The organism is Ruegeria halocynthiae (assembly GCF_000743705.1).
Taxonomy (GTDB): domain Bacteria; phylum Pseudomonadota; class Alphaproteobacteria; order Rhodobacterales; family Rhodobacteraceae; genus Ruegeria; species Ruegeria halocynthiae_B.
Map to the genome: position 1 here is coordinate 199,969 of NZ_JQEZ01000001.1, position 23,811 is coordinate 223,779.

Consider the following 23,811-nt stretch of genomic DNA (forward strand, 5'->3'; position numbering starts at 1 on the left):
CTAGGCGATTTATGGCGTCTGGCAATGGAAAATACCGTCTTGGTGAATTTCGCGAATTTTCTGCTTGCACCCTCGCGCGTTCCTCACTAAATCCCCCCCTCACAGACCCCCGCGGAGAGGTGCCGGAGTGGTCGAACGGGGCGGTCTCGAAAACCGTTGTGGGTGCAAGCCCACCCAGGGTTCGAATCCCTGTCTCTCCGCCATTATCTTTCTTGGATATCGGTAATGCATGCCCAATACGGGCTGAGGTTTGGAACCGCATTTCAAACCCATGAATTCCATTCAAAAGCGATCGGCCACCTCAGAGTTCCCGCTTTGCGCTAGTTGAACCGCAGGCAGGCGAGCCAACAAATTTTCCATGCGTACAGTCAGGTTATTCGTGCTTTTCAAAAAAATTCAGGGTAGTTTCACAGCAAAACATAGACACATCCGATTTTAATTAGAGTTTCATTGCTATGCACAATTCCGCCTTCAAACGTATCTTGGGTGAGCCATTCCTTCACTTTCTGTTGCTCGGGGCGGGTATCTTCGTCCTGTATGGGCAATTCGAAAACAACCGTCCGGAACCCCAAGGTTTTGATATCACCCAAAGCGATATTGAGACATTGGAACGTCAATTCGAGAGCACCTGGAAGCGCAGGCCAAGTCCCAAGGAGTTGGACAATCTGATCACCAATCTGGTGCGCGAAGAGGTTATGGTTCGCGAGGCGCGCGCGCTGCGCATGGATGAGAAAGACCCCGTCATTCGCAACCGCCTGCGGCAAAAGATGGAATTCATCGCAACCTCGGCCGCTAGTGCAAGGGTGCCCGCTGAGGGGGAACTGGCGGAATTTTATCGCGCCCACACCGAAGACTTCAGGACACCGCCCCAGATAGCGTTTGAACAGGTGATGCTGGAGCCGGCCAACCTTGGGCAGGCCGAAGGTGCCTTGGATGCACTTAACAAGGGGCAGTTGCCACAGGATCTGCTGCAGGTCTCGCTTTTGCCAGCACAAATACCCCTTACATCAGCATCGCGGGTGGACGGCGTATTCGGGTCCGGATTTGCCGCCGGTATTCAGGATCTGCCGGTTGGAACTTGGGCCGGGCCGGTGCAAAGCGGGTATGGGGTGCATCTGGTGCAGGTGGTCGACCGCATTCCATCCGACCTCCCCAAGCTGGAAGACATTGAAAACCAAGTGCTCGCCCGGTGGCGCGAGGTTTCGCAATCGCAAGCCAAAGTAGAGTTCGGCCAACGGTTGCAGGACAAATACCAGATCACCGTCGCTGGTGACGAACAGGGCGCAAACTGATGCGGCGCCTGTTTGTTTTCTTTACCTGTTTTGGCTTGCTGGCTTTCGGCCCTGCCATGGACGCGCAAGCCCACGCGTTGGAGCCGGGATATCTTGAGATCACGGAAACAGAGCCGGGTGCCTATCGCATTTTCTGGCGCAAGCCGGACGTTCAGCAGCAGCCAATGGCCATTGATGTCCGCCTGCCCTCCGGATGTGGGGATACGCACCCCCCGGCCCCGTATTTTGACGGTGCCGCCTGGGTTTCCAACTGGCACACGCGCTGCGCCGGTGGCATGGCCGGTGCAACGCTGGAAATACCCGGTCTGGAAGACACCCGGACGGATGTTCTGGTGCGGGTGCAACTTTTGGATACACCTGCAACAAGTGTACGGCTGACGCCAACGGAAACCACATTCGTCGTCCCAGCTGAAACCACCCGCCTGTCGGTTCTGTTGACCTACGCCGAGCTTGGGACCGAACATATCCTTGAAGGGTTCGATCACCTGCTTTTCGTCTTTGCGCTGCTATTTCTGGTCCGCGATGTCTGGCGGCTGGTCGGTGCGATCACTGCCTTTACTGTCGCACACAGTATTACGCTGGCGCTGGCTTCTCTGGGCGCGCTGCATGTTCCTGGCCCCCCGGTCGAGGCCGTCATTGCCCTGTCCATCGTGTTTCTTGCCGTTGAGATCGCCAAACGGGACACGGTCGCGCCGCGTCTGTCCGAGCGATGGCCATGGATAGTGTCATTCACTTTCGGGTTGTTGCACGGGCTTGGCTTTGCAGGCGCATTAAGTGAGATCGGCTTGCCGCAAGGGGATATCTTTGTCGCGCTGCTGGGGTTCAATATCGGGGTGGAAGTTGGCCAACTTCTTTTCGTTGCCGCCGTTGTGATGGTTGGGTGGGCATTGAAACGCCTTCCGCTCAGATCGTTCCAAAGGGTCTTCAGGGATGGCGCGGCGCGGAACATCATGGTCAGTTATGCCATCGGCGCAATCGCGTCTTACTGGCTGGTCCAGCGGGTGATCGGTTTCTGGGCCTGAACCGCCAACCGGAAACGACCGGCGGATCGGGATGTGGACGTTCGGCGCGTGCAAAACCCCTTGCTTTGGAACGCATCGAAAGGGTGGCATCTGCTGGTCTTGCCGCCCCTTTTGCCAAAGCCTAAGACCCGGTGGCGTGAAATCGCCTTTCTCGCTGGGTGGATAGGCGTAGGCTGGCTCAATCCCCCGTTTTGAAATGAATTTCTGGGATTTCCCCTTTGAATTCCGCTAGCTTTCCCCCATCTCGGCGACACATTTTCCAAAGGAGAGACACATGTCGCGTACTATCTTATTAGCTGTAGTCATAGCCGGTCTGGGCGCGGGCGCTTATTATTATCTGAATCAACCTGAACCCACCCCGGCCGAACAACTGCAATCGGCAGCACAAGATGCCGGTGACGCGGTCAACGAAGCGGTCGACGCCGCAACCGAACAGGCAAGCGAGGCCGCCTCGTCCATTACTGAACAAGTAAACGAGGCTGCATCGTCCATTTCCGATCAGGCAAGTGATGCCGCCCAGCAGGCTGGCGAAACAGCCACGGATCTGGCGAACCAGGCGGGCGATCAGGTGGCCTCATTGGCCAATCAGGGACAAGAGCTGTTGAATTCATGGGTTCAGGACGGCGCATTGACGGCTCAGAACTTTGACTATGACGCGATGGTTGCGTCGGTTCAGGACAGCACTTTGGCGCAGAACATCAAGACCCAAGCCATCCAGATCCTGGATGAGATCAAGGCGTCTCCGGAAACGATCGCCGTAAAGATCGACGAACTTCGCAAACTGCTGACAGGGCAGTAAAACCCGTCGGGCCGCCCGGTTATTAAGGGCGGCCCGTTTCTCTTTGCAAAATCCTATTTTCGCTGCGTCAGATCATAGTTTGGTTGACGCGGTTCTGGCCATTTGATTGGTTCGATTTCACAAATATGCGGACTCTAAAATGCACTTTTGCTGCGCTGGCGATCAAAGTATCGCCCCGTCCGCAAGACGCCAGCGTTTGGCGCATAAACTGTTCTAACAAGAGGATCATATATGACCGCCCTGCCCTCAACGATGTTTGCCGTGGTTCAAAAACACGACGGATATTCGGAAAACGCGACCGGACCAGCCATTGAAAATGCCGCCGACTGGGTGGCCGACGCGCAGATGCCTGTTCCCAAACCCGGCCCCGGTGAGGTTCTGATCCGTATGCGGGCCGCATCGGTGAACCCGTCGGACCTTCATTTTGTCAAAGGCGAATACGGGCAGCCGCGCGTCAAAGGTGCCGCTGTCGGTTTCGAAGGGTGCGGCGACGTTGTCGACACTGGCGACGGGGCCGAAAGGCTGCAAGGTCAGCGCGTCGCGTTCATCGCTGTGGGGGCCGGGGCTTGGGCCGAATATGTGGTGACACCGGCACCATTGTGTATCCCGCTTCGCCCCGAGATTTCGGACGAAGACGGCGCTGCCCAAATTGTGAACCCGTTGACCGCGATGGCAATGGTCGACATAGCGCGCAGCGCCGGTGACACATTCATTGTTTCTGCGGCTACAAGCCAGCTGGGTAAACTTGTTTGCAGCCTTGGCGGCGACCTTGGCCTGAAGCCCATCGCAATGGCCCGGCGGGCCGAAACCACGGATGCGCTCAAGGCCTTGGGTGCCCATGATGTGCTGATCACCTCTGATCCGGACATGTTGCAGAAATTCACGACGCTAAGCCGTGAACTGAAACCTCGGGTCTTTCTGGACGCCATTATGGACCAGCAGACCGAACAGGTGTTTTGCGCGATGCCCAAAGGCGCGCGGTGGGTGTGTTACGGCAAGCTCAGCCCCGAGCTGCCAAAGCTGACGCAGCCCGGCCAGTTGATCTTTATGGGCAAGCGGATCGAAGGGTTCTGGTTGACCGACTGGATGACAGATACCCCGCCCGCCGATCAGGCACGGGTCGTGGGTGAAGTTCAGGCCCGATTTGCTGACGGTCAGTGGAAAACCGACGTTTCCGAACGGCTTGCGCTAAAGGATGTGGTGGCAAACCTGGCAAGCGCCCTGCAAAAGAGTGACGGAAAGGTCATTATCACGCCATAGTGGACCAAAGCCCAGATCAAGGACGAGACCCAGGCGCCAAACGCGCTGGGTAAACCGACATCGGTGAGTGAAATTGGGCAGCGTGCAGCTGTTGATCAGCGGGCTGCCGTTTTTGGCGTGCCCTGCTGATCTCACTGGGACTCCATTGAGTTGCCTGCAAGATCGCCTGATCGCCCGCATAGTGTTGGACCAAAGTCAGACGGCCGTCGGCGTCCCTGCCGCCAAGGGTGCAAATGTGGTGTTTGATCGCGTCAACGCAGAAAGTGGGGTACACGGCCGTATCGGCAGGGGGTACCAGCTTGCATTGTCATAAATTTTTCATAAATTGCCGAGATGGAAACCAAAGATTCAAATCACCTTCTGCGACTGGCGGATAAAGCCATCATCGCAAAGGGAAACCGCCAATTTGTCTATGAACATCCGGATGTGCCTGGCACGTTGCTGAAGGTTCCTCAGCCTGACACCATGGATGCAAACGCAAACCTTTTGACCGACACATGGTTTGATCGGATTTTTCGCCGCTCGACGGCCTTCAAGGGTTTTTTGCGTGAATTTCACGAGTCCTTTGAGCTGATGGCCCGCCATCAGACCGACGGGGTAGACCTACCCGTCTGCGAGGTTCGCGGTGCTATTCTGACGGACCTCGGTCTGGCCTTGGTGTATGAACGTATCTCGGACCCCGATGGTCAGCTTTCACCCAGCCTGCATCTTCTTGCCAGCACTGGTCGCCTGACCCAGCAGCATGTGGACGATCTTGAGCGGCACTTTGAGCTGTTGGTGACCGAGAACGTGATTATCAGCAACGGAAACCCGGGAAACGTCGTTTATCAGACGCGGCCTGATGGAACGGGTCGCTGGGTCTGGATCGACAGCTTTGGCTGCAAACAGACGATCCCCGTGCGCCGGTGGTCACGCCGTCTGAACGCGCGCAAGTTAGAGCGTGTGCGGCTGAAATTTCTGGGCATCGCCCATGCTTCCCTGCCACAGAACAACAGCAATTGACCAACAAATGAGCGGGCGTTTGCGGGCCGACCCAAAGGTTGGCCCCTGAACTGTTGCCATAGACCGCTGACATGGGCGGTTCTCAAAGCCATAACCTGAGACATCACAAAGAAAAACGGCCGCAATTCCTTGCGACCGTTTGATTTTTCGAAACTTTCAGCGCGAAACGAATTAACGCTTCGCTATTCGTAACGTCAAATATTAGATTATATATCAATATGTTACGTATACTAAAAATTATCTGCTAACTTCCTGCTAACTTAAGCAAGCAACTCATGCAACCTTCTTACCCCTATTTTTCATTATGTTTTCAATAGCTTCGTCCAGTTCTCCAGCTTCCGTAGCCGCCTTCAACGTGTCCAACGCGCCAGCAACATCTTTCAACGCCTTCACAAATACTGCGTTTCCACCGCTAATCGTCAGCGCCTTGTTTCCGTACTTGCACTGAACGTACCAGCCGCCATCCTGTTCAAAAAACCACGGGCGTACTTTGCGCAGCTTGTCCACCAGCACTTTTTCGCCCTGCTCATTCTTGACCCATGTCTTACGCGTCATCTCATAGCTTTCGCCGTTTGACGCAGCAGCCGCCACGTTCATCTGTTCTTCAATCGCAGCAACAAGCTTGCGGCGGCGCAGTTGAACAGGGTCTTGCTTGCTGGCGCGAGTAATGGTTTTTACGGTCAGTTTTGATAGTACAGACATGTTTTCGCTCCTTGCGTTGCAAGCACAAGTCTGCAATCAAGTTTCAGAAAGTCGATCATTTTTTGCCATAATATCAGATTGATAAGCATGACGACGCGCTACATAAACTAAAGAAAGCACAACATGAGTGAGGAATCATTTTCAAAGCCTGCTAGCACAGCTGAGCAACTGAGATTTGACTCTGCTGTTCAATCAATCCAGGGACACCTGAAAACGATCGTGCATGCAGCAATCGAATTTGATTGGCACGACAGTGGGGGCGAATTTCGCTTTCAGAAACAGGCTGAACTTGGAAGCAACACGCTGAGTTTTAACAGGAACCTAAGCACAACCACTCAACAAATTTTTGGCATTCGTTTAGTGGCTGCGGAGGCGAAAATAACAACAGATACGGAGGCGTTAAGGGTAGCTATCACAAGCTGCAATGAAAGTGGTCCGCTTATCGCCTCTAAAATACTTTCTAAAAACCAAGCAATTTGCTCTTTCTCAATGGCATATGTACGCGACATGAACGATGGTGAATGGATATGTGAAGAGCTTTTTGAACGACTGGAAAAGGTAGAACTTCGTTTGTTTGATGAGACTTTGGAACAATTGGGGAAACTGGATGCGACGGCGGAAAGAGCAGCGAACGAGGTTTTGCAGGTTTTGACTATGTGCAAACTTACAGATGATTTTACGCCTTACTACGATTATTTGAAAAATTGGGACGACGAACAAATCAACTAGCACTTCAGCGAAGCAGACAGCACAGCTTTGTAGGCAAAGCCAGCAAGACTACATGAAAAATGTATGCGGGCGCTAGTTGAGCTTCGTTGAGCGCGGCAAGACGTATTGCGTACTATTTTAGTGTAGTGGTTCAGATGTGATCTGACAGTTGGCCGTTTTTCCGGCGGCGTCTGTCAGGTCAAGTTTGGTTCAGGAACTTTTCCTTCCAGATCTCTTTGCCCTCGATCATGGTCTGGAACGGCGTTCTGCCGCAACACATTTTGCCCTGATGAGTGCGCTCGTGGTTGTAGTGGTGCAGCCATTCGTCCAGATCGGCTTGCAGCGTGTCGATGCTGTCGTAGAGCTTCTTGCGGAACGCGACCTGATAAAACTCCTGCAACACCGTCTTGTGGAACCGCTCGCAGATGCCGTTCGTCTGGGGCGATTTGACCTTGGTCCTGGTGTGGTCGATGTCATTGATTGCCAGGAAGAGCTGGAAATCATGCTTGTCGGCACGTCCGCAGAACTCGGTGCCCCGGTCGGTCATGATCCGCAGCACCGGCAGATCGTGCTCATCGTGGAAGGGCAGCACCCGGTCATTGAGCAGGTCGGCAGCGGTGATCGGTGTCTTGGTGGTGTAGAGCTTGGCATGCGCCACCTTGCAATAGGTGTCCACGTAAGTCTGCTGATAGACCCGCCCGACGCCCTTGAGGGTGCCGACATAGAAGGTGTCCTGTGAGCCCAGATAGCCGGGATGGGCTGTTTCCACCTCGCCGCAGGCTTCATCGTCGAGCTTCTTCTTTTCCAGCGCCTGCACCTGCGCTTCGGTCAGGATGCAACCCTCTTCGGCGACCTTGGCTTCCAGGGCCTTCAGCCGGGCTTTGAAGTTGGCCAGATCGTGCCGCAGCCAGATCGACCTGACACCGGAGGGCGAGACGAAGACGCCCTGTTTGCGCAATTCATTGGAGGTGCGGGCTTGACCATAGGCCGGAAATTCGGTGGCGGATTTGATCACGGCCTGCTCGGTCGCATCGTCGACCCGGTTAGCAAGGTTGGGCTTGCGCCGGGTGCGCTCGAAAAGCGCCTCCACCCCGCCTTCGTCAACCGCCGCCTTGTAGCGGTAGAACGTGTCCCGGCTATAGCCCATCACCTGACAGGCTTTCGAGACATTGCCCAGTTCCTCGGCCAGGTTCAGCAAGCCGGTTTTGTGTTTGATGATCTTGTCGGTAGTATTCAACATCGTGGTTTCCTCGTTTCGATGGGTTGGTTGGCACCACCATCAAAACGGACAACCATCATCTCCTTCAAGAGATGCGCCGCCCCCGTTTCAGCTTGCTGAGAAGGGGGCGGTGTCAGATCACATCGAGACTAATTCAATTTTAGTCTGCTGCAAGCCCACGCAACCTGCGTCCAGCTTCCAATCTCTGCGCAATCCAGCTTTCGTCAGCATCATCGTTCAGCTTTTCAAGTTCACGCTCAACTGCATCAATTTTTATCTGCTGCTTTGTTCTCTTCACGTTCAACAAACCGCCGCCAGTGTTGCGCAAGCCGCGCGAAGTAATCAAGCTTCCAAGTCAGCTTTGCCAGCAATTTGCTCTCCCAAGTAATCCACCAACCGCTCAAACTGTGTGTCAGCAACAGCAAACATTTCAGCTGCCGCCTTGCGCCTGCCCCGCCTGCTCGCCGCATCCGCTTTGCTGTACGCAAACGTCGCCCGCTTCAGCAGCCTTTCATATTCAGCAACTTCTGCTGGTTTGTTCTTCAGGGTCTCACGCAATTCTACCTGTTCGCGCCACTCGTATTCAAACTGTGCATACGCAACATCACCAAGTAGCGTGCGCAGCTGACGGTTTTGCACGGTTTTGCCGCCCCTAAGCCGCTCCAAAACATGTTGAAGTTGCGCTTTCCGCTTTTTGTTGTCGCTCATAGTCAACCCGCCTGCCTACCAGAAACTTTCGCAACTGAGTATCCAGCAAACAGTTTCCAACATAGCAAAAAACCATCGCCACCCTCAAACATCCAAAAATCACTAATTTCCCTGCTGGTTCATCTCAATCACAGTTTCTTTGATGCCTTCAACGAAAGCCCAGCTTAAGCGACCGTCCTTTACTGGATAGTGATACGTAAAGCCAAGCTGGCGGTAATACTCTTCATTCGAAGCTAATCGCGCGGTTTCGATGTGTGTCATTTTAACGTTGCAGTTGGCGACAACATGTCGAAGCAGTGCGCCCATTACACCCTTGCTTCTGTATGCCGTCTTAACATATGCATCTGCCGCATTCCAAACTGGCTCGCTGGTATAGCGCTCAAAGAAAGCTGATTTGTCGTTTATTCGAATGAAACCAAGTTGCTTTCCGTCCTCACACGCAACAAAAAACCGAACATTGCTGCCAAACATCTCCTCATTCATTGCGACGCTCTCACCCTTGTAAGAACTAAGGAATTTCTTCATCCACCTCCGCTTTTCAGAAAGCTCAAAGATTTCCTCTATCTCAATCATACATATATCCCCAAACCGCACGTTCAGATGGAAAGAATTGATCAATCAATGTCTAGCTTTGGCAAGCTATTGACAATCTTCATCGTTTCCAAGCTTACAGTTATGACGCGCTGGAAAAGTTCAAGCGGGTAAGCTGGGTTGTCCATTGTTTCGTTCGCATAATCGTTCGCGTCGTTCACAATGCCGCTCTTTGCGTCCGTTTTCACGCTTTGCCGTTCCATTACCCATTCAAGCGCGCTCTTGCCATTCACTACGTAGTCGTAAGCTTCAAGCGGAATACTTGTGATTGTGACGTTGGCGTTGTAGTGCACTTTCGTCTTGTCTAAGTTTGGTCGCTTGCCCGCAAACTTCATTTGCTGAACGCGGAAGAACGCCTTTGCGTCGTCATACTGCGCAAGCCGCAAATCGCCTTCCGCAATAGTCACTGGGTAAGCTTCAACTTGCTCGTAGTTCACGTGCAAATCCCCAAGCTTGCGCCCTGCTTCTGCAAACGCCCAAAAATCGTCTTCTTTGTTTACTGCTGGAATGCGTGGCAATTGCTTGCTTAGATTGTCAGCGAAGCGTGTTCTGTAATCTTCGCTGTGCAACATACCGTAGACGTAGTAAAAAACATCTTCCTTTGTGATCGCAGCGTTACCGTATGCTGTCAGGAAGTGCTTCAAGCCACTTTCCGTTACACCGCTAGCCTCCCTTAGTTCTTCTTCTCTATTGCTGCTTTCAAACAAGTCGCTTTCATCGTGCACTGCCGCATCAAACACCTTCAACGGAAAATGCTGGGAACCACCGTCACTTTGCAAGTCCATCAGCTCATCAGCCATAAGCGCAATTTGCCCGTGTCCTCTCCATCTTTGCTTAATGACGATAGAACGATTGCCACATGAATTGCTTGGAAAAATTCTTTCCAGTTTTCCCATTCTGTGTACCCAAAGGCTTTCGTAATACAAATGCTCTTTTGAATATGGTCTGTAAGAAGCGATCCTAAACGCCGTATTGTGAAGCAATGAAGTTGTGCCGCGACCCAAACTACTCTTAAGAGATGAAGTCCACTTTATGCGTTTAGCGTCGTCAATTGGTTCACCGCCTGCTTCTGCAAGCATGTTGTAGAGCTCAATCATTTCCTTGCAGTTCTTGGCTAGCTTAGAGGGGCTTGCGTTGTAGACCCAGTAGTCTCTTCCAGTTTCAACCCCCCTGCTGCCAAGCTGAAACAAGCCTTCATCGTCATCCAAAAACGCAATGTGCCTGTCAAATGTCGTATCGCGTTGATTTATCCAATCGCCATGCTCGTCAGTTTCAATTTCCAGCCACGCATCAGTTGCACTTAAACCGTCTATGGAACCTAAGGCGCTGACTTTTTGTAGCTTCTGCTCGCGCGTTAAGTAGTCACCAATGTCGTAGTACTTAATCTCACCGTGCTTAACTGCTTGCGGGTTTTTGACGAGCAAGGAAATAGCAACTGGTGCGCGACTACCGCTGCCAAAAATCTTCCCACCCTCGCGTTTTGAAAGTTCGCCGCTAGTTCTCTGATTGCCGCGCAAATTGAACACGTAGATGCTGCTAAACTCTTCTTCCAAGCATTTGCGCATGCCGTCAGTTGCATTGCCGTCTATCCAGCCACCATTTGTTACAAAACCAACGACGCCACTTTCACCAACCCTATCACTCGCCCAACGTATTGCTTGCACATAGCTGTCGTAGAGTGAATTTTTGTTGGTTGCTTTTGTATGGCGCGCATAAGTGTCCGCAATGCGCTTATTCAAGTCTTTGTATTCAACACCAATGTTCGCAACATTGTAGGGCGGATTTCCAATTATGACTTTAATATCAAGTGCTTTTTGCCTGCTGCGCCGCTCACTGTTGTCCGCCATCAGCGCCGCAACCATGTCGTCGCTTTCGTACATCTCAAAAGTGTCAGTCAAACAAATGCCTTCAAACGGCGCATAGTCGTTGCCGCTCAAGCTGTGATAAGCGGCTTCTATGTTTACTGCGGCAATGTAGTAGGCAAGCAGCACAATTTCATTTGCGTGTATCTCGTTCTTAAATTTGTGTTCTAGCTCATCCGCATCAATCAGTCCGCTTTGCAGCAGGCGCGTGATAAACGTTCCCGTGCCAGTAAACGGATCAATAATGTGCACGCCCTTGCTACCAAGTGTTTGCCCAAATTCCTGTTTCAAAATGTCGTTGACGCTGTGGATGATAAAATCAACGACTTCAACGGGCGTATAAACAATGCCCAGTTTTTCAGTGAGTTTGGGGAAAGCAGTTTTGAAGAATTTGTCATATAGCTCAACAATAATCTTCTGCTTGCCTTCAGCGTTGTCAATACCACTCGCGCGTCGTTTCACGCTTGCGTAAAAGCTTTCAAGCTCCTCCGCTTCTTTCTGCAAATTCTGTGGCTCAAGTACAGAAATGACATTTTGCATGGCTTGGGAAACGGGGTTTAAGCTGGCAAAATCGTAGTCCTCAAACAGCGCATCAAACACAGGTTTGGTAATAAGATGCTGCGCTAGCATCTCAATCGCTTCTTCATCCGTAACCGCACTGTTCAAGTCATCGCGTATTTCAGCCAAAAACTCGTCAAAAACTTCGCGCTCAGCGTCACCTGTTTCAAGTATCGCTTTGATTCGCTCAATGTGCTTTTGCGCAATCTCACCAATGTCTTTCGCCCAGTTTTCCCAATACGTGCGCCGCCCGCATTTCTGCACGATTTTCGCACGTATAGCAGCTGGAAACTCGTCAAAGATAAAGTTGAGCTGTTCTTCCGTGCGTGCTGATGCCGTTGTATCGTTGTCGTCCTCGCTTCCACCTTCACCAATACCAGCGCCCTGCTCGCCTGTTTGCTTTTGCGGGAGGTTTTCAGCAACAGCGATAACTTCAATCTGCCCCCCTGTATCGTTGTTCAACTCAAGCTTGTTGATCGTCGCGTCGAACCTGTCGTCATGCGCACGCAACGCGTTCAAAATCTGCCAAACAACCCTGTAACGCTCGTTGTCGTTCAGCGCATCTTCTGGACTTACACCCGCTGGAATAACCACTGGCAAAATTACGTAGCCAAGCTTTTTACCCTCTGCCCTGCGCATCACACGCCCAACACTTTGCACAACATCAATTTGCGATTTGCGCGGATGCAGGAACAAAATTGCGTCTAAGCTAGGTACATCCACGCCTTCGCTCAAACAGCGTGCGTTGCTTAAAATTTTGCATCCGTTGTGCTCAACGTCGTCGCCAAGCCAATGCAACAATTCGCCACGTGTTTTTGCGTTAAATGTGCCGTCAACATGCTCAACCGCGCAGCTCAGCATGTCTTCAGTTTCGTCATCAACTACGCTTGCGCCGTTGTATTCATCCACAACTGCCGCGAATTCGCGCGCAATCAATTTGCTTGAGCGTATGTCTTTACAAAACGCAATGGCACGGCGCATGGGATCTGCATCTACAGCAAACTCCTGGTTGTCGCCGTGCTTTTGCAGCGCCTTGTAGCAACCAATGATCTTAGTTGCGTCGTCCAGCTTCAGCTCGTTGTCTTCCGCAAGCCTGCTTTGCACTGATCTGCTTACAACCGTCTCGTCCATTGCAAGCACGATCACTTTGTAATCAGTCAGCATGCCATTCTCTACAGCCCAACTAAAGCCGCGCGTAAAAAACGTTGGTCCGTAAAGTGCTTCGTCATCCATGTCACAAAGTTCAACAGCCGCATCAGCCGCTTTCGCTCGTGCACTATCGCCAAAGATTCGTGGTGTCGCGGTCATGTAAAGTCGTTTGGCGCCATTCACGTATGCGTTGTCGTGTATTTTGACAAAGTTGCTGGCTTCTTCGCCGTCAATAGTTGCACCCGTTGTTCTGTGCGCCTCGTCGCAAATTATTAGGTCGAATTGCTGCAAACCCTGTTCTTGCGCTGCGGTAATTACTGGCAAACTTTGATAGGTGCTGAACACAACAGTCATACGTTCCGCATCATCTGCGCCAGCTTTTTCAACTATTTTTGCAGGCTGCGTCGTCGCTGGAAATTCAAGTTCGTGTACTTCAATTTCAGCAATATCATCATTGTCTTTTCTGCGTTTCCCAACTTGTGCATCGCTGCAAACAGCAAACGAACGCAACTCAGTTTCTGTATCAAAAGTCCATTCCCGCACCGTCTGCGCAATCAATGCAAGCGATGGGACAAGAAACAGAACACGCTTGCCTTTGCCAGCCAACGCTTCTGCAATCTTCAAAGCTGTAAATGTTTTGCCAGTGCCGCAAGCCATTATTAGCTTGCCCCTGTCATGTTCTTCAAAACCGCTCTTTACCGCATCAAGCGCCTGCTGCTGATGCGATCTCAGCTGCTTTTTGTCATGCAGCTTAATTTCTTCGCTTGCTTCAAAAACGCTCCAGTCAATCGCACTTTCACGCAACGCATCCAAACCAACGCGTATAACGGGAATGCTTTGCCCGCGTATCGTTTCTTCTGCGTTCTCGCTCCAGTCTCTTTCAGTGGTGTCAATAAACACGCGGCGTTGAAACGGCGCTTTAGAAGATGCGCTGAGGAATTTATCAACGTCACCTTTCTGCACACGATGCTGGGCTGAGTAGAATTTGCACTGTACGGCAGCAAGACCGTCTTCATCAGCAAGCTTTGCAACCAAGTCAATTCCAGTGTCTTTTGCAGTCCAGCCGTTGTCTTTCGCCCAATCGCTGTACGTCCAAACGTCACTAAACTGTTGCGCTTGCACTGGATCGTTGCGCAAGTAAGCAAGCGATAGGCGTTCAAAATATGTGCCTTTTTCGCGCTCAGTTACTGCTGCGTTGCGGTAAGATTGTAGAATACGGTCTAACGCTGACATAGGATAATTGCTCGCCACTAAGTGTTTGTTTTGGAACAGGCTATAGCTTGTGGTTGAAGTGCGCCACAGCATTATCGCTCCTTTGCGCCCATTCTCCGTAAGCAAAACACCTTGCCTCACCTAAACTTCGCCAAAGCGTGCCAACGTCGCCCAATCCTTTGTCGTCAAAGCATAAATAGCTTGAAGGCTTTACACATGGGACAACTCAAAAACATTGGAAAACAGCTTGAACTGCTGTTTGCGGGCTACTTGGAGCTTGATGACGACGAGCAAGACACTGCGATTGACATGACGGTGCTTTTGCTGCGCCAAATGCTGCGTGACAGGAGTGGCAGGCGACAGAAGCTAACAGAGCTTGAAGCTGGCACGAAGCGCACAACTGGCAAACATACGCAGCGATCACACGCTAAAAAAGCGCGCGGAAAGCTTGTGCGCAAATCAAACGCTGCCAGCCCACAAGCCCCCATCAAGTCAGTACAAGTAACGAAGAAAAATGAACTACGTAGAAAATGAAAAACAGAAGCAGGCTTTGACGAATTGGCTGGCACAAGCTGGCTGGACAGTTTTTGGCACGCTGAAGTTTACTGATGGGTACAGCACTAGCGAACACAAAGCAGGACAATGTGTACGCAGGTTTTTTAATGAGCTGGACAGGACATACATTGGGCGCAACTTGGCAGATAATGGGCACAGAATTGAACGAGCTGTCTTTAGGCAACTTGGCAGCAGCGGCAGCAATTTGCATTTTCATTTCGTTGCCAAGCCAAATGCAAACATAGAGAACTTTTGCGAGACTGCACGCTGCGTTTGGGATGAAACAAGCAGCTTTACGATGGGCTACGAGCATACTATAATTGAGAAGGCGCGGAGCGCGGCGCACACGGCACGTTATGGCTTGCATGAATTTGACAAGTTGGGCGCTGATACGTTGTATCTGCCTGCCACGCACTTTTCCAAGCTGCCGCCCAGTCCCAAACCCATTCACACATTTCGTCGTCTAACCAAACGACAAGCAGCTAACGAGCTGACCAAAGAAACTGCGTTGATGCGAGTAGCAGTTGCAGCACGCAGGGCGAAGATAGCAGGACAAACTGCAACACACTGAAAAACTGCGATGCGGACTGATGTGTGCAGGCGGGAACGCTGGAAGTTACAAACGCTGTTTGTAGCTAATCCTAAGTTTTTGCCAAATCCAAATATTTCAAAACAAACGAAGTTTTCGAGCAAAGGTAAACAGACATGAAATTGATGAATTATACGTACATGAAGCTGATTGAGATTGATGAGATTGAAACAGCAGAGGAGCTAAGCAGAACTTGGTGCAGAAAGAACAGAAACTGGTTTGCTTGGCAAAAGCACGCAGGACATGACTTTAGCGTTGACGCTGCGATTAACTGCTTGGCGCGCACGCGGGCTAGACTTGCGGAGCGGAGCGACAGCAAGGGCAAGCGGGGATTGGAAGAAGTAGAACGGCTGCTGAGTGACTACTTGCTGCACAAACACAAGATTGCTGAAATCGCAGACGCAGATGTATGACCTGTTTTGTTATAATCTTCGTAATATCTAACATCTTCACTGAACTACGTTTGATAACAAAGGCTTAACTTCACAGCCTTTTTTGATCGTTTTGTAAAATGTGCGACTTTACAATGATTTACGACAAAGGCACACATTTAGGTGAGACATGAAGCAAGCAAAGCTACTGACGCAAGCAGAACAGAAACGTGTTTACGCGGTTATTGACGCTCATCGCTACAAATCCAGAAACCGTGCAATTTTCGCATTCAGCTTTTTTGCAGGTTTGCGTGCTTGCGAAATTGCGACGCTGAAAGTTGGTGACATTTTTGAAGACGATGGCGACGTGCGCGACACTGTGTATTTGGCAGCTACGCAGACAAAGGGCGATGAGGCTGGAACTGTGCTTGTGAGCAAGCGATTAAACAAAGCTCTTACTACATATGCTGCCGCCTACCCTCGTCACGCCAGCAAATCTCAGGCGCCATTGTTTTTCAGTGCAAAACGCGGCGGATTCAGCCCGCAGACAATTGTGAACTTGTTTGCCAAGTTTTACTCAGCAGCAGGCATCAAAGGCGCAAGCTCACATAGCGGCAGACGGCAGTTTTTGACAGAGCTTGCAGACAAGGGCGTGAATGTGCGGGTGATACAGGCGCTGGCGCGGCACAAAGACATAAGCACGACGCAGCGATACATTGACTACAACGAAAGCAAGCTGCGCAACGCGATTGAATTGTAAGATGACCAACATCTTCGAACAACACGACCTTACCTGCCAAGCTTTTTTTGGCTCCCCGCACGCTTAACGTTCGCGAAGTAAACTGTGCCAGGGCGAACATGCTTAACCCCAGCCGTGCAGCACAAATAGACACCAAAATCGAAGTGGTTCATTTTTGTTTTTTTGTGAGGGTAGTCAGGCGCAATGTTTAATGTGGGACCGTTGTAGTTGGCATGCTGCTTACCATCGACGTAAACGATTATCTGCCCGTCTGACTGATGGGACCATTTAGCATAAACTTGGATGTTCCTCCATTGCCCTTTGAAGTCGCTCATTTTCATCAGCGGAATGCGGGCTATGTCTCTACAATCGTGGTTTGCAGGGTCACGGGGCGCTTGTAACCGCAAGTAGATGGTGCCGCCTTCCCCTTTGCGAGTGGAATGATTTATTGACGCGTGCGAACAGACAAAGCCTTTCCATCCTACAAATGTGTAACTTCCGCTGGTTTGCTGCCCAACAGTTGGAAATGAACTAGGAATTAGCATATCCCAGCCATACCAAGCCTCAGACGGCTGCGGAAAAATCCAGCGACCATCACTTTTTGATTCCCTAAGCCACGAGCGCACGGAACCGTAAGTACAGTCACCTTTGCCTGTCCCATCACCATATGAAGCGGTTACACAATCGCCGCCATAAATCGAAAAAGAATGGACACGCTTTGCTTTGATGCCTTCAACTTTGCGCACTTGCTTGTAGGAATCTGGCAAATTCGAGCCATTTTGCTCAAACTTCAAGCGATCAGCGCTGGCGGCGTCATTGAAAGCCACAACAATGATGACCGCCGCCAACATTGTTTTCGACACGAAAGTCCTCAGCACATCAATCCTCTAACTTTTCTCGTACACGCAAAGCTCAAACGGTTCACGCATCAACCTTAAGTGCCAACTTGGGACTTGTTGAGCGCGACAGTCAAGCCCTATATTAGGGGTATCTGGCTTTGCAGTATTGAGCTTAAACATGACGGGAATTGAGAAAATTGCGCGGCTGAAGCACTTACTGCTTGGCATGGAGCGTGACTTAGGCATTAACGACCTAAGTACCGTACAGAGAAATATCGTTTACGCTGCCACGCTCTTGTCAGAAACGTCACGCGCAGTCGCGACAGAAGACATAAGGCACCATGAACTACTTGACGGCGTGTCTCGCAGCGCATTTTTTCGGGCGTTAAAGGACCTTGTAGATACAGGCTATCTGCAACACACAGACGGGCGAAAGCGCTCAGCATACGTCTTGTCAGACAAGCTAAGCCGTTAGCACAGCTCAGATGATACGGTACGCGGACTTCATTTTACCATTTGCGATTATCTCGCTTGCAAACCTGTCGGCATTTGGCATCTCAATTCATCTGCTTCTGCCACTACAAGCCCAATACACACCTGAGCTTGCCCCATACGCCAGCTTACTGTTTCTGCCGCATGGTGTTCGCATATTGTCAGCCTGGCTGATGGGTTGGAAAGCAATACCGCTGATTGCACCTACCGCCATGTTCACCCATTGGCTGAACTTTGGCGCGGAGGGGTTTACCGCACTGGGTTTAGCAGGCGCATTTTCAGGCGTCGTTTGCGCTGCCATAACATTTTGGGTGCTGGCAAAGGCGGGGATGGATTTTCGAATAACTGCCGACAAGACAGCAAATTGGCGCGATGTCATGATTGCTGGCGGCATTGCATCAGTGATTAACACCTTTGGTATGGGCTTCGCTTTCAACCACAACACAGATACGCTTGTTGGCTATTTTATTGGTGACGTGACAGGCTTGTTCGCATGCATGTTTATCCTAATGCTGGCGTTCAAAATCACACGTGGTGCATCCAGAAAGACAAGCTGAATCAATGATAACGGATGATTTGAAAGGAAATCATCTTATTCTTTAATTGATCACGCTACTTGAAGCGTTAAAGTGTAAAAAGCAGTCACAGAAGGAATTCGACTGGACTCGTGGGCAAAGTGTGAAGAAAGCGTTGGCGCAGCACAAGGACATGAGCACGACACAGCGTTGCATTGACTACAACGAAAGCAAGCTGCGGAACGCGATTGAGCTGTCTTAAAAAAAGCAAAAAAAGTTAAAAAAGTTTGGTTTGCAATCAAGTGCTTACACTCACAGCTCCAAGCCTAGAAGTTCCGATTAATCATTTATTATCAATGAGTTACTCGCTGTCAAATTTGCTAAAAATTGCGTTTTGTGGTATGTTTATTGAGTAAGCGGAATGCATCCTCTTGCAAACTTCAATCAACATGAAAGTAACAAAATGAACGTGAATTTTATTGTGAGCTTCAACAGCCGTGAACAAATCTTATTTGATATTGATGTGGCTACAAAGGACGTTGACTACGAGCAAATGAAGTTGCAGCTACAGCTCGCCGCATTTCTTTGCCTGCAAATCAACAATTTTAACGTAGACGATGTATGGAAAATTTCAACAGCAGCAAATTGGAATGATACTTGGTGCAAAGAGCATGGACCGCTGCCCAGCAACTTCAAAACCCATTTCAATGGGAAGTTTGCATACGGCATTTTTCGCAATGACAACAAGTCACTGAGACAAGTGCTGCAAGCGCATTTCCAAGTTAGCAAAATGTGCCGCTTTGACTACTTTGGTAAACCTTACAGCGTTGCAGAGTACTACGCGCGCTCTGCGTAAACGGACTCTTTGCCCTACACAGTAGTACATATCAACGTTATGTAAGCAGCGCCCTTTCCAGCGCTGCTTTCGTCGTTTCTACTATCATGCAACGGCACTGTGATAGCGAAGCGGCGAAGGTATGGCTATGACGACGATAAGCACGGCACGACAATATTTTGATCAGGTAGTTGCTTACAACGTGCAGCAGTACAAAGCACAGCCAACCAGCCTGCCCGCAGCGTTCAATCTAGCAAGCTCGCTTTTTAGCATGCACGAGTGGATGTGGCACACATATGGGAATGCGCTTGGCGCAAATTTGGGCAGCGCACGTGATTTCAATAGCCACGTTCAAACTGCATGCCCTGCGTTCAAACACATGCGCGACCTAGCAAACGCGTCCAAGCATGTGTTTCTCTCTTCTCCTTCAACGCAAGCAGCGCATATTACGGATACAAGCGCGGTAGAAAGCAGGTATGGCAAAGGCGCTTACGGAAGGGGGAAATACGGGCGTGGGGTGGTAGTGATTGATGACGGTGGAACAAAAGTGGATTTTGAAAACACTGCTGATGAAGTTTACAAGTACTGGGAAGATTTGCTGAACGACATGGGCAGCTAACTAGCTTTCCCCTTCGCTATTGCCAAAAATGCCTCGTCACTCAGCTCACCTGCCTTGTAACGGCGCATTGCCTCAGCCAAAAAAACATCATCCTGCAAAGCAGTGCCATTCTCAGCGCTGCTTTTCTTCTTTCTGATTGTGCGCGTAATTTGCTGTCTGCGCTGCTTTGAAACGACATGGCTATAATGCGTTTCGATTTGCTTTACCTTGCAGCCCATGTTGAGCGCCAAGTCGTAGACGCTCACATCGCCCTTCTCCAAGCGTAGCGTCGCGTATGTGTGCCGCAAGCTATACAAACTGCGCCTGTCGCCATCTCTATCGTAAAGCAATCCGTGTTGCCTGCCATCAAAATCAATCGCGCGCAGATATTGCTGAAAGCTTTTGTTCAGGTCGCCAATCTGCATGGCTTTACCATCCGCGTCAGTTTGTTGCCCAAACCAAACCCAGTCATTTCGCGCAGCGTGTGGCGTGATTTCCAGCCATTCTTTGAGAGCACTGTTTGCGCTTGGTTGTGTCTGTACAAAGCGCGCCTGCCCTTTTTTGGTCGCTTTACTTACGCGGATTTCCGCAATGCGATCTTCTTCGCCTTCAACCACTTCATCAAGCTTAACATCGCTCCACTTCATTTCGCGCGCTTCACCAACACGCAAGCCGCTGTGCAATAGGAACATGACAAAATAGGAAAGTTGAGCGCGTTGCAGCTTGTGCCACGCATTCAAGCCCGTACTTGCAAAACGTCCAACACAATCTCTGTAGCTACGCAAGTTGCGCACCAGCACAGTGTTTTCTTTGCCAGTGTCAAAGCCTGCACGCCTATTAGGCGTTCGCTCCTTTGCAGCAACACGCATCTTAAACACTTGCTGCATCCGTCCGCGTTCAAACGCATCATAAAAAATCTGATTAAGTGCGCTTTGCTCCATGAGCAGCGTCTTTACCGCAGGCGAACTTTTTGCGTTTGCTGTTCCGCGAGTTTTACTGCCGCGACGTTTTGGATTGTACTCCCGCAGCTTTGCCGCCTGCTCAGTTGTCCAGTACGCCTTCCGCCAGTCCCAATAGCCATGCGCAAACTGCGGGGTAACATCGTTAAGCAGCTTTGAGCTTTTGTCTGCGTTGGAAAAATAGTCTTTGAAGTAGCGATTGAAGTACATTTTGTGCCATCGCGCGCGCTCATCAGCCCACGTTCCGTTGCGCAAGTTGCGCTCATACCAATCGTTCCAGTGCCGTTCAAAAGTGTATTCGTCTAGGCTGTGTCCCAACCTTGCAGCTTGTTGCAGCCGCAAATACTCATCATGTGCAAACGCATAAGCGTCTTCATACTTCGTCAGCTTTGTACTGCGGGTGATATAGCCTTTGTGCCCAGCCACTTTCAGTCGCATGTACCAAGTTGGTTTGCGATGAGATTTTGAGTTTGGGACAGCTACGGCTAGGTTGCGCTGAAATAGCACGAGTGCGCCACCATAATGTTCTTGCCTATTCTCGTAATACGCCAAGTCCTGCCCGTTTCTTACATGCTGAGAACGCTAAAAACATGCTAATTTCGCTAAATCAAGACGTCAATGATATCAATAAAATGCTAGTAAACTGCTAACAAGAAAAAACGGTCGCGATTTCTTGCGACCGTTTGATTTAATTGAGTTTTTATCTCGTTCTGCGTTAGCGCTTCGAGAACTGGAACGAACGACGCGCTTTGCGCTTACCGTATTTCTTACGTTCCACAACGCGGCTGTCGCGGGTCAGGAAGCCAGCGGCTTTCAGCGCGCCACGCAGGGACGGATCGTACAGTTGCAGCGCTTTCGAGATACCGTGCTTGACCGCACCGGCCTGACCGGTCAGGCCACCGCCCTTGACGGTTGCGACAACGTCGAATTCACCTTCAACACCGGCAACCTGGAACGGCTGGCGCAGGATCAGCTGCAGAACGGGACGCGCGAAGTACACGTCCTGATCTTTGCCGTTCACGGTGACCTTGCCGGAGCCCGGCTTGATCCAAACGCGCGCGACAGCGTCTTTACGTTTGCCGGTAGCATACGAGCGACCCAGTTCATCACGTACGGGTTCACGCACGATGATTTCTTCGGCCACAACTTCAACGCCTGCAACGGCGCTCAGCTCTTCGAGAGTATTGATCTGATCAGCCATGGTCATTAGCTCCGGGTGTTTTTCTTGTTCATGGATGCAACATCCAGAACTTCGGGCGCTTGCGCCTCGTGGGGATGCTCGGCGCCGGCATAAACACGCAGGTTGGTCATAACCTGACGCGACAGGCGGTTGCCCGGCAGCATGCGCTTGACCGCTTGGGTCACAACGCGCTCGGGGTATTTGCCCTCAAGGATCTGCTGCTTGGTGCGCGACTTGATGCCGCCCGGGTGACCGGTGTGCCAGTAGAAGTTTTCTTCGCGCTTCTTGCCGGTCATCTGGATTTTGTCAGCGTTGATCACGATGACATTGTCGCCCATGTCCATGTTCGGGGTGAACGACGCTTTGTGCTTGCCACGCAGGCGCATGGCGACGATCGAAGCAAGACGGCCCAGAACAACGCCCTCGGCGTCGATCAGGATCCACTTCTTTTCGATGTCTGCAGGTGTTGCAGAAAAGGTTTTCATGGCAGGATAGTCCTGTTTGATGTGAAAGACCGCCCCCTTACGGAGCGGCCCGAATTCGATGAATGGGTATTTAGAGAGGCTTGCGATGCAGGTCAATAACGCTTTGCGCATTAAAATTGTTTGCTTTCAATGCCTTATGAAATAGGTATTATTTTACCCCAACTTTAGACGCTGATTTGCTCGGGCGGATTGTCCAATAGCGCCCGCAGCCGCTGCATTGCGTCCTCGAACCGTTCCAGCGAAACGTGCCCATTCATCGCAATACGCACCGCATTTGGTGCGCGCCCGTCGCGAAGGGCGAACTCATCAGCCGACCGCAGCTGTATCCCCTCACGTTCGGCCGCACGGCTGAACGCCGCGGCGCGCCAACCCGATGGCAGGTTCAGCCAGACAAACGGCACGTCAGGTGCCCAGTTCAGGTCAAACCCGCCCAGAGCGTTGACCGTGACCCGCACGTAATCCCCCATGCGTGTCCGAACGTCTCTGGCCACTTGACGCGTTCTGGCGTCGGACAACAGCAATCTGGTTAATTCCGCAAGCGGCTGCGCAAGGCCAAAATACCCATATTCCGCTGAACGCCGCAGTTCCACACTGCGTTCACGCGGCGCAATCGCAAAGCCAACGCGCAACGACGGCGTGAGTATTTTCGAGATGGAGGACACATGCCAGCCCCGTTCCGGTGCCAAAGCGCGATAGCTGGGCTCGCGCGCTTCACCCATACGATAGCAGTCATCCTCGACAATCTGCACATCATGCCGACGCGCTATGTCGACAATTTCTTTTCGACGCTCCAGCGGGGTGTGCGACCCGGTTGGGTTCTGAACCTCCGGAGAGACGCAGACAATCTGCGCAGGCGTCTGGCGCAGAATATGTTCCATCGCGTTTGGGTCGATGCCCCATTTATCCATCTTCACGCCGACCACATCGGCCCGCATCAACTCTCCTGCTCTGCGGAACCCGGCATAAGACAGATCTTCGACCAGAACGACCGGTTTTGCCCCGCGCAGAATAGTTTGGAATACCAGGCACAGACCGTTCTGCCCACCATGCGTCAGAACGATATCATCTTGCGACAACGCCCCCAACGGCAGGTCCGAAAGCCAGTCAACCACGGCTTGCCGCGTGGGTTTGTACGCATCGCGCGTCGGATAGTTCATGAACATTCCCGGATCGGCCTGCGCTACCTTTTGCAGGCATTCCCGTATCAACGCCACCTGCCCGACATCAGCCAACCTCGGACTGAACAGGCTGACGTTGGCATTGTATTTATCGTCTCTCAGATGCAGTTGCCGCGCCCAGACATCATCCAGAATTGGTGATTTGGGCGGGGCCACAAATGTACCACGGCCGACTTCGGCCACCAGCAACCCCTCGTCCGTCAGGATTGTATAGGCGCGCGCCACTGTACCCGGCGTGATTTGTAACCGATACGCCAGTTCGCGCACCGGTGGCAGCTTTGCCCCGACATCCAGAGATTTGTTTTCTATCGCTTTTCGGATTGTGTCAGCAACCAGACCGTATTTCGAACCCTTGGTTTTCGGGAGCGCCTCTGGCCAAATTGTATCCATTA

Annotated in this window: 24 protein-coding genes and 1 tRNA gene; 14 read left to right on the plus strand and 11 right to left on the minus strand. The window is 51.3% G+C overall.

Annotated features, from left to right (window positions below; genetic code table 11):
* Positions 1-113 precede the first annotated feature (113 nt).
* The 6 genes from JT51_RS00885 to JT51_RS00915 all read left to right on the plus strand — a co-directional run bounded on the left by JT51_RS00885 (position 114) and on the right by JT51_RS00915 (position 5,375).
* Positions 114-203: transfer RNA gene (locus tag JT51_RS00885), tRNA-Ser, on the plus strand.
* A 252-nt stretch (positions 204-455) separates the two neighbouring features.
* The gene (locus JT51_RS21130; RefSeq protein ID WP_051927378.1) at positions 456-1,292 is read left to right on the plus strand and encodes a peptidyl-prolyl cis-trans isomerase; all 837 of its coding nucleotides are present in this window, start codon (positions 456-458) and stop codon (positions 1,290-1,292) included.
* Positions 1,292-2,314 (plus strand): HupE/UreJ family protein, encoded by a 1,023-nt coding sequence (locus tag JT51_RS00895; RefSeq protein ID WP_235216095.1) that lies wholly within the window; start codon positions 1,292-1,294, stop codon positions 2,312-2,314. The genes JT51_RS21130 and JT51_RS00895 overlap by 1 nt, the downstream gene beginning before the upstream one ends.
* A 274-nt stretch (positions 2,315-2,588) precedes the next feature.
* On the plus strand, positions 2,589-3,113 hold the full coding sequence (locus tag JT51_RS00900; RefSeq protein WP_037306871.1) for a hypothetical protein: 525 nt from the start codon (positions 2,589-2,591) through the stop codon (positions 3,111-3,113).
* Positions 3,114-3,344: 231 nt separating this feature from the next.
* Positions 3,345-4,373, plus strand: coding sequence for an alcohol dehydrogenase catalytic domain-containing protein (locus JT51_RS00905; RefSeq protein WP_037306873.1), 1,029 nt, complete (start codon positions 3,345-3,347; stop codon positions 4,371-4,373).
* Positions 4,374-4,706: 333 nt separating this feature from the next.
* Complete coding sequence (locus JT51_RS00915) at positions 4,707-5,375, plus strand: YrbL family protein (protein ID WP_037306876.1); 669 nt, start codon at positions 4,707-4,709, stop codon at positions 5,373-5,375.
* Between the two features lie 273 nt (positions 5,376-5,648).
* Here the strand turns inward: JT51_RS00915 and JT51_RS22165 are convergent, their stop codons facing one another.
* A complete protein-coding gene (locus JT51_RS22165; protein WP_037306878.1) occupies positions 5,649-6,077 on the minus strand; it encodes a hypothetical protein in 429 nt (142 codons plus the stop codon).
* A 123-nt stretch (positions 6,078-6,200) separates the two neighbouring features.
* Here JT51_RS22165 and JT51_RS00925 point away from each other — a divergent pair, with 123 nt between their 5' ends.
* A complete protein-coding gene (locus JT51_RS00925; RefSeq protein WP_037306880.1) occupies positions 6,201-6,806 on the plus strand; it encodes a hypothetical protein in 606 nt (201 codons plus the stop codon).
* Between the two features lie 178 nt (positions 6,807-6,984).
* Here JT51_RS00925 and JT51_RS00930 read toward each other — a convergent pair whose 3' ends face one another.
* From JT51_RS00930 to JT51_RS00950, 5 genes are all read right to left on the minus strand, one after another.
* Positions 6,985-8,025 carry an IS481 family transposase gene (locus JT51_RS00930; RefSeq protein ID WP_037306881.1) on the minus strand — a complete coding sequence of 347 codons (1,041 nt, stop codon included), beginning with the start codon at positions 8,023-8,025 and terminating at the stop codon, positions 6,985-6,987.
* Positions 8,026-8,164: 139 nt separating this feature from the next.
* Positions 8,165-8,350 carry a hypothetical protein gene (locus JT51_RS00935; RefSeq protein WP_037306882.1) on the minus strand — a complete coding sequence of 62 codons (186 nt, stop codon included), beginning with the start codon at positions 8,348-8,350 and terminating at the stop codon, positions 8,165-8,167.
* The gene (locus JT51_RS00940; RefSeq protein WP_037306883.1) at positions 8,347-8,712 is read right to left on the minus strand and encodes a hypothetical protein; all 366 of its coding nucleotides are present in this window, start codon (positions 8,710-8,712) and stop codon (positions 8,347-8,349) included. The genes JT51_RS00935 and JT51_RS00940 overlap by 4 nt, the downstream gene beginning before the upstream one ends.
* A 102-nt stretch (positions 8,713-8,814) precedes the next feature.
* Entirely contained in the window at positions 8,815-9,285 is a 471-nt protein-coding gene (locus JT51_RS00945; RefSeq protein ID WP_037306884.1) for a GNAT family N-acetyltransferase, read from the minus strand.
* A gap of 41 nt (positions 9,286-9,326) precedes the next feature.
* Positions 9,327-14,177 (minus strand): DEAD/DEAH box helicase, encoded by a 4,851-nt coding sequence (locus tag JT51_RS00950; RefSeq protein ID WP_235216096.1) that lies wholly within the window; start codon positions 14,175-14,177, stop codon positions 9,327-9,329.
* A 123-nt stretch (positions 14,178-14,300) separates the two neighbouring features.
* Between JT51_RS00950 and JT51_RS00955 the strand changes: the two genes are divergently transcribed.
* The 4 genes from JT51_RS00955 (at position 14,301) to JT51_RS00970 (ending at position 16,359) form a co-directional block, all read left to right on the plus strand.
* Positions 14,301-14,618 (plus strand): hypothetical protein, encoded by a 318-nt coding sequence (locus tag JT51_RS00955; protein WP_037306886.1) that lies wholly within the window; start codon positions 14,301-14,303, stop codon positions 14,616-14,618.
* The gene (locus JT51_RS00960; RefSeq protein WP_037306887.1) at positions 14,599-15,210 is read left to right on the plus strand and encodes a hypothetical protein; all 612 of its coding nucleotides are present in this window, start codon (positions 14,599-14,601) and stop codon (positions 15,208-15,210) included. The genes JT51_RS00955 and JT51_RS00960 overlap by 20 nt, the downstream gene beginning before the upstream one ends.
* Before the next feature lie 134 nt (positions 15,211-15,344).
* On the plus strand, positions 15,345-15,641 hold the full coding sequence (locus JT51_RS00965) for a hypothetical protein (RefSeq protein WP_037306888.1): 297 nt from the start codon (positions 15,345-15,347) through the stop codon (positions 15,639-15,641).
* A gap of 148 nt (positions 15,642-15,789) precedes the next feature.
* On the plus strand, positions 15,790-16,359 hold the full coding sequence (locus JT51_RS00970; RefSeq protein WP_037306889.1) for a tyrosine-type recombinase/integrase: 570 nt from the start codon (positions 15,790-15,792) through the stop codon (positions 16,357-16,359).
* Positions 16,360-16,388: 29 nt separating this feature from the next.
* Here the strand turns inward: JT51_RS00970 and JT51_RS00975 are convergent, their stop codons facing one another.
* Positions 16,389-17,201: a heparin lyase I family protein gene (locus JT51_RS00975; protein ID WP_152563278.1), complete on the minus strand. Its 813-nt coding sequence runs from the start codon at positions 17,199-17,201 to the stop codon at positions 16,389-16,391.
* A 461-nt stretch (positions 17,202-17,662) separates the two neighbouring features.
* On the opposite strand from JT51_RS00975, the gene JT51_RS00985 reads away from it, so the two are divergent.
* From JT51_RS00985 to JT51_RS00995, 3 genes are all read left to right on the plus strand, one after another.
* The gene (locus tag JT51_RS00985; protein WP_037306892.1) at positions 17,663-18,226 is read left to right on the plus strand and encodes a hypothetical protein; all 564 of its coding nucleotides are present in this window, start codon (positions 17,663-17,665) and stop codon (positions 18,224-18,226) included.
* A gap of 379 nt (positions 18,227-18,605) precedes the next feature.
* Positions 18,606-19,040 carry a hypothetical protein gene (locus JT51_RS00990; protein ID WP_037306893.1) on the plus strand — a complete coding sequence of 145 codons (435 nt, stop codon included), beginning with the start codon at positions 18,606-18,608 and terminating at the stop codon, positions 19,038-19,040.
* A 127-nt stretch (positions 19,041-19,167) separates the two neighbouring features.
* A complete protein-coding gene (locus JT51_RS00995; protein WP_152563279.1) occupies positions 19,168-19,638 on the plus strand; it encodes a hypothetical protein in 471 nt (156 codons plus the stop codon).
* On the opposite strand, the gene JT51_RS01000 is transcribed toward JT51_RS00995, so the two are convergent.
* The 4 genes from JT51_RS01000 to JT51_RS01015 form a co-directional block, all read right to left on the minus strand.
* On the minus strand, positions 19,635-21,128 hold the full coding sequence (locus JT51_RS01000; protein WP_037306895.1) for a tyrosine-type recombinase/integrase: 1,494 nt from the start codon (positions 21,126-21,128) through the stop codon (positions 19,635-19,637). The genes JT51_RS00995 and JT51_RS01000 overlap by 4 nt on opposite strands.
* 163 nt (positions 21,129-21,291) lie before the next feature.
* Positions 21,292-21,777 (minus strand): 30S ribosomal protein S9, encoded by a 486-nt coding sequence (gene rpsI / locus JT51_RS01005; RefSeq protein WP_037309196.1) that lies wholly within the window; start codon positions 21,775-21,777, stop codon positions 21,292-21,294.
* 5 nt (positions 21,778-21,782) lie between these two features.
* A complete protein-coding gene (rplM, locus tag JT51_RS01010) occupies positions 21,783-22,241 on the minus strand; it encodes a 50S ribosomal protein L13 (protein ID WP_037309199.1) in 459 nt (152 codons plus the stop codon).
* 164 nt (positions 22,242-22,405) lie between these two features.
* Positions 22,406-23,809, minus strand: a complete 1,404-nt coding sequence (locus JT51_RS01015) for a PLP-dependent aminotransferase family protein (RefSeq protein ID WP_037306897.1) — start codon at positions 23,807-23,809, stop codon at positions 22,406-22,408.
* Between the last annotated feature and the right edge of the window lie 2 nt (positions 23,810-23,811).

Bases quoted from the DNA above. Each gene is read 5' to 3' on its own strand.
- JT51_RS21130 (WP_051927378.1), top strand. From the start codon at position 456: ATGCACAATTCCGCCTTCAAACGTATCTTGGGTGAGCCATTCCTTCAC.
- JT51_RS00895 (WP_235216095.1), top strand. From the start codon at position 1,292: ATGCGGCGCCTGTTTGTTTTCTTTACCTGTTTTGGCTTGCTGGCTTTC.
- JT51_RS00900 (WP_037306871.1), top strand. From the start codon at position 2,589: ATGTCGCGTACTATCTTATTAGCTGTAGTCATAGCCGGTCTGGGCGCG.
- JT51_RS00905 (WP_037306873.1), top strand. From the start codon at position 3,345: ATGACCGCCCTGCCCTCAACGATGTTTGCCGTGGTTCAAAAACACGAC.
- JT51_RS00915 (WP_037306876.1), top strand. From the start codon at position 4,707: ATGGAAACCAAAGATTCAAATCACCTTCTGCGACTGGCGGATAAAGCC.
- JT51_RS22165 (WP_037306878.1), bottom strand. From the start codon at position 6,077: ATGTCTGTACTATCAAAACTGACCGTAAAAACCATTACTCGCGCCAGC.
- JT51_RS00925 (WP_037306880.1), top strand. From the start codon at position 6,201: ATGAGTGAGGAATCATTTTCAAAGCCTGCTAGCACAGCTGAGCAACTG.
- JT51_RS00930 (WP_037306881.1), bottom strand. From the start codon at position 8,025: ATGTTGAATACTACCGACAAGATCATCAAACACAAAACCGGCTTGCTG.
- JT51_RS00940 (WP_037306883.1), bottom strand. From the start codon at position 8,712: ATGAGCGACAACAAAAAGCGGAAAGCGCAACTTCAACATGTTTTGGAG.
- JT51_RS00945 (WP_037306884.1), bottom strand. From the start codon at position 9,285: ATGATTGAGATAGAGGAAATCTTTGAGCTTTCTGAAAAGCGGAGGTGG.
- JT51_RS00950 (WP_235216096.1), bottom strand. From the start codon at position 14,177: ATGCTGTGGCGCACTTCAACCACAAGCTATAGCCTGTTCCAAAACAAA.
- JT51_RS00955 (WP_037306886.1), top strand. From the start codon at position 14,301: ATGGGACAACTCAAAAACATTGGAAAACAGCTTGAACTGCTGTTTGCG.
- JT51_RS00960 (WP_037306887.1), top strand. From the start codon at position 14,599: ATGAACTACGTAGAAAATGAAAAACAGAAGCAGGCTTTGACGAATTGG.
- JT51_RS00965 (WP_037306888.1), top strand. From the start codon at position 15,345: ATGAAATTGATGAATTATACGTACATGAAGCTGATTGAGATTGATGAG.
- JT51_RS00970 (WP_037306889.1), top strand. From the start codon at position 15,790: ATGAAGCAAGCAAAGCTACTGACGCAAGCAGAACAGAAACGTGTTTAC.
- JT51_RS00985 (WP_037306892.1), top strand. From the start codon at position 17,663: ATGATACGGTACGCGGACTTCATTTTACCATTTGCGATTATCTCGCTT.
- JT51_RS00990 (WP_037306893.1), top strand. From the start codon at position 18,606: ATGCATCCTCTTGCAAACTTCAATCAACATGAAAGTAACAAAATGAAC.
- JT51_RS00995 (WP_152563279.1), top strand. From the start codon at position 19,168: ATGACGACGATAAGCACGGCACGACAATATTTTGATCAGGTAGTTGCT.
- rpsI (WP_037309196.1), bottom strand. From the start codon at position 21,777: ATGGCTGATCAGATCAATACTCTCGAAGAGCTGAGCGCCGTTGCAGGC.
- rplM (WP_037309199.1), bottom strand. From the start codon at position 22,241: ATGAAAACCTTTTCTGCAACACCTGCAGACATCGAAAAGAAGTGGATC.
- JT51_RS01015 (WP_037306897.1), bottom strand. From the start codon at position 23,809: ATGGATACAATTTGGCCAGAGGCGCTCCCGAAAACCAAGGGTTCGAAA.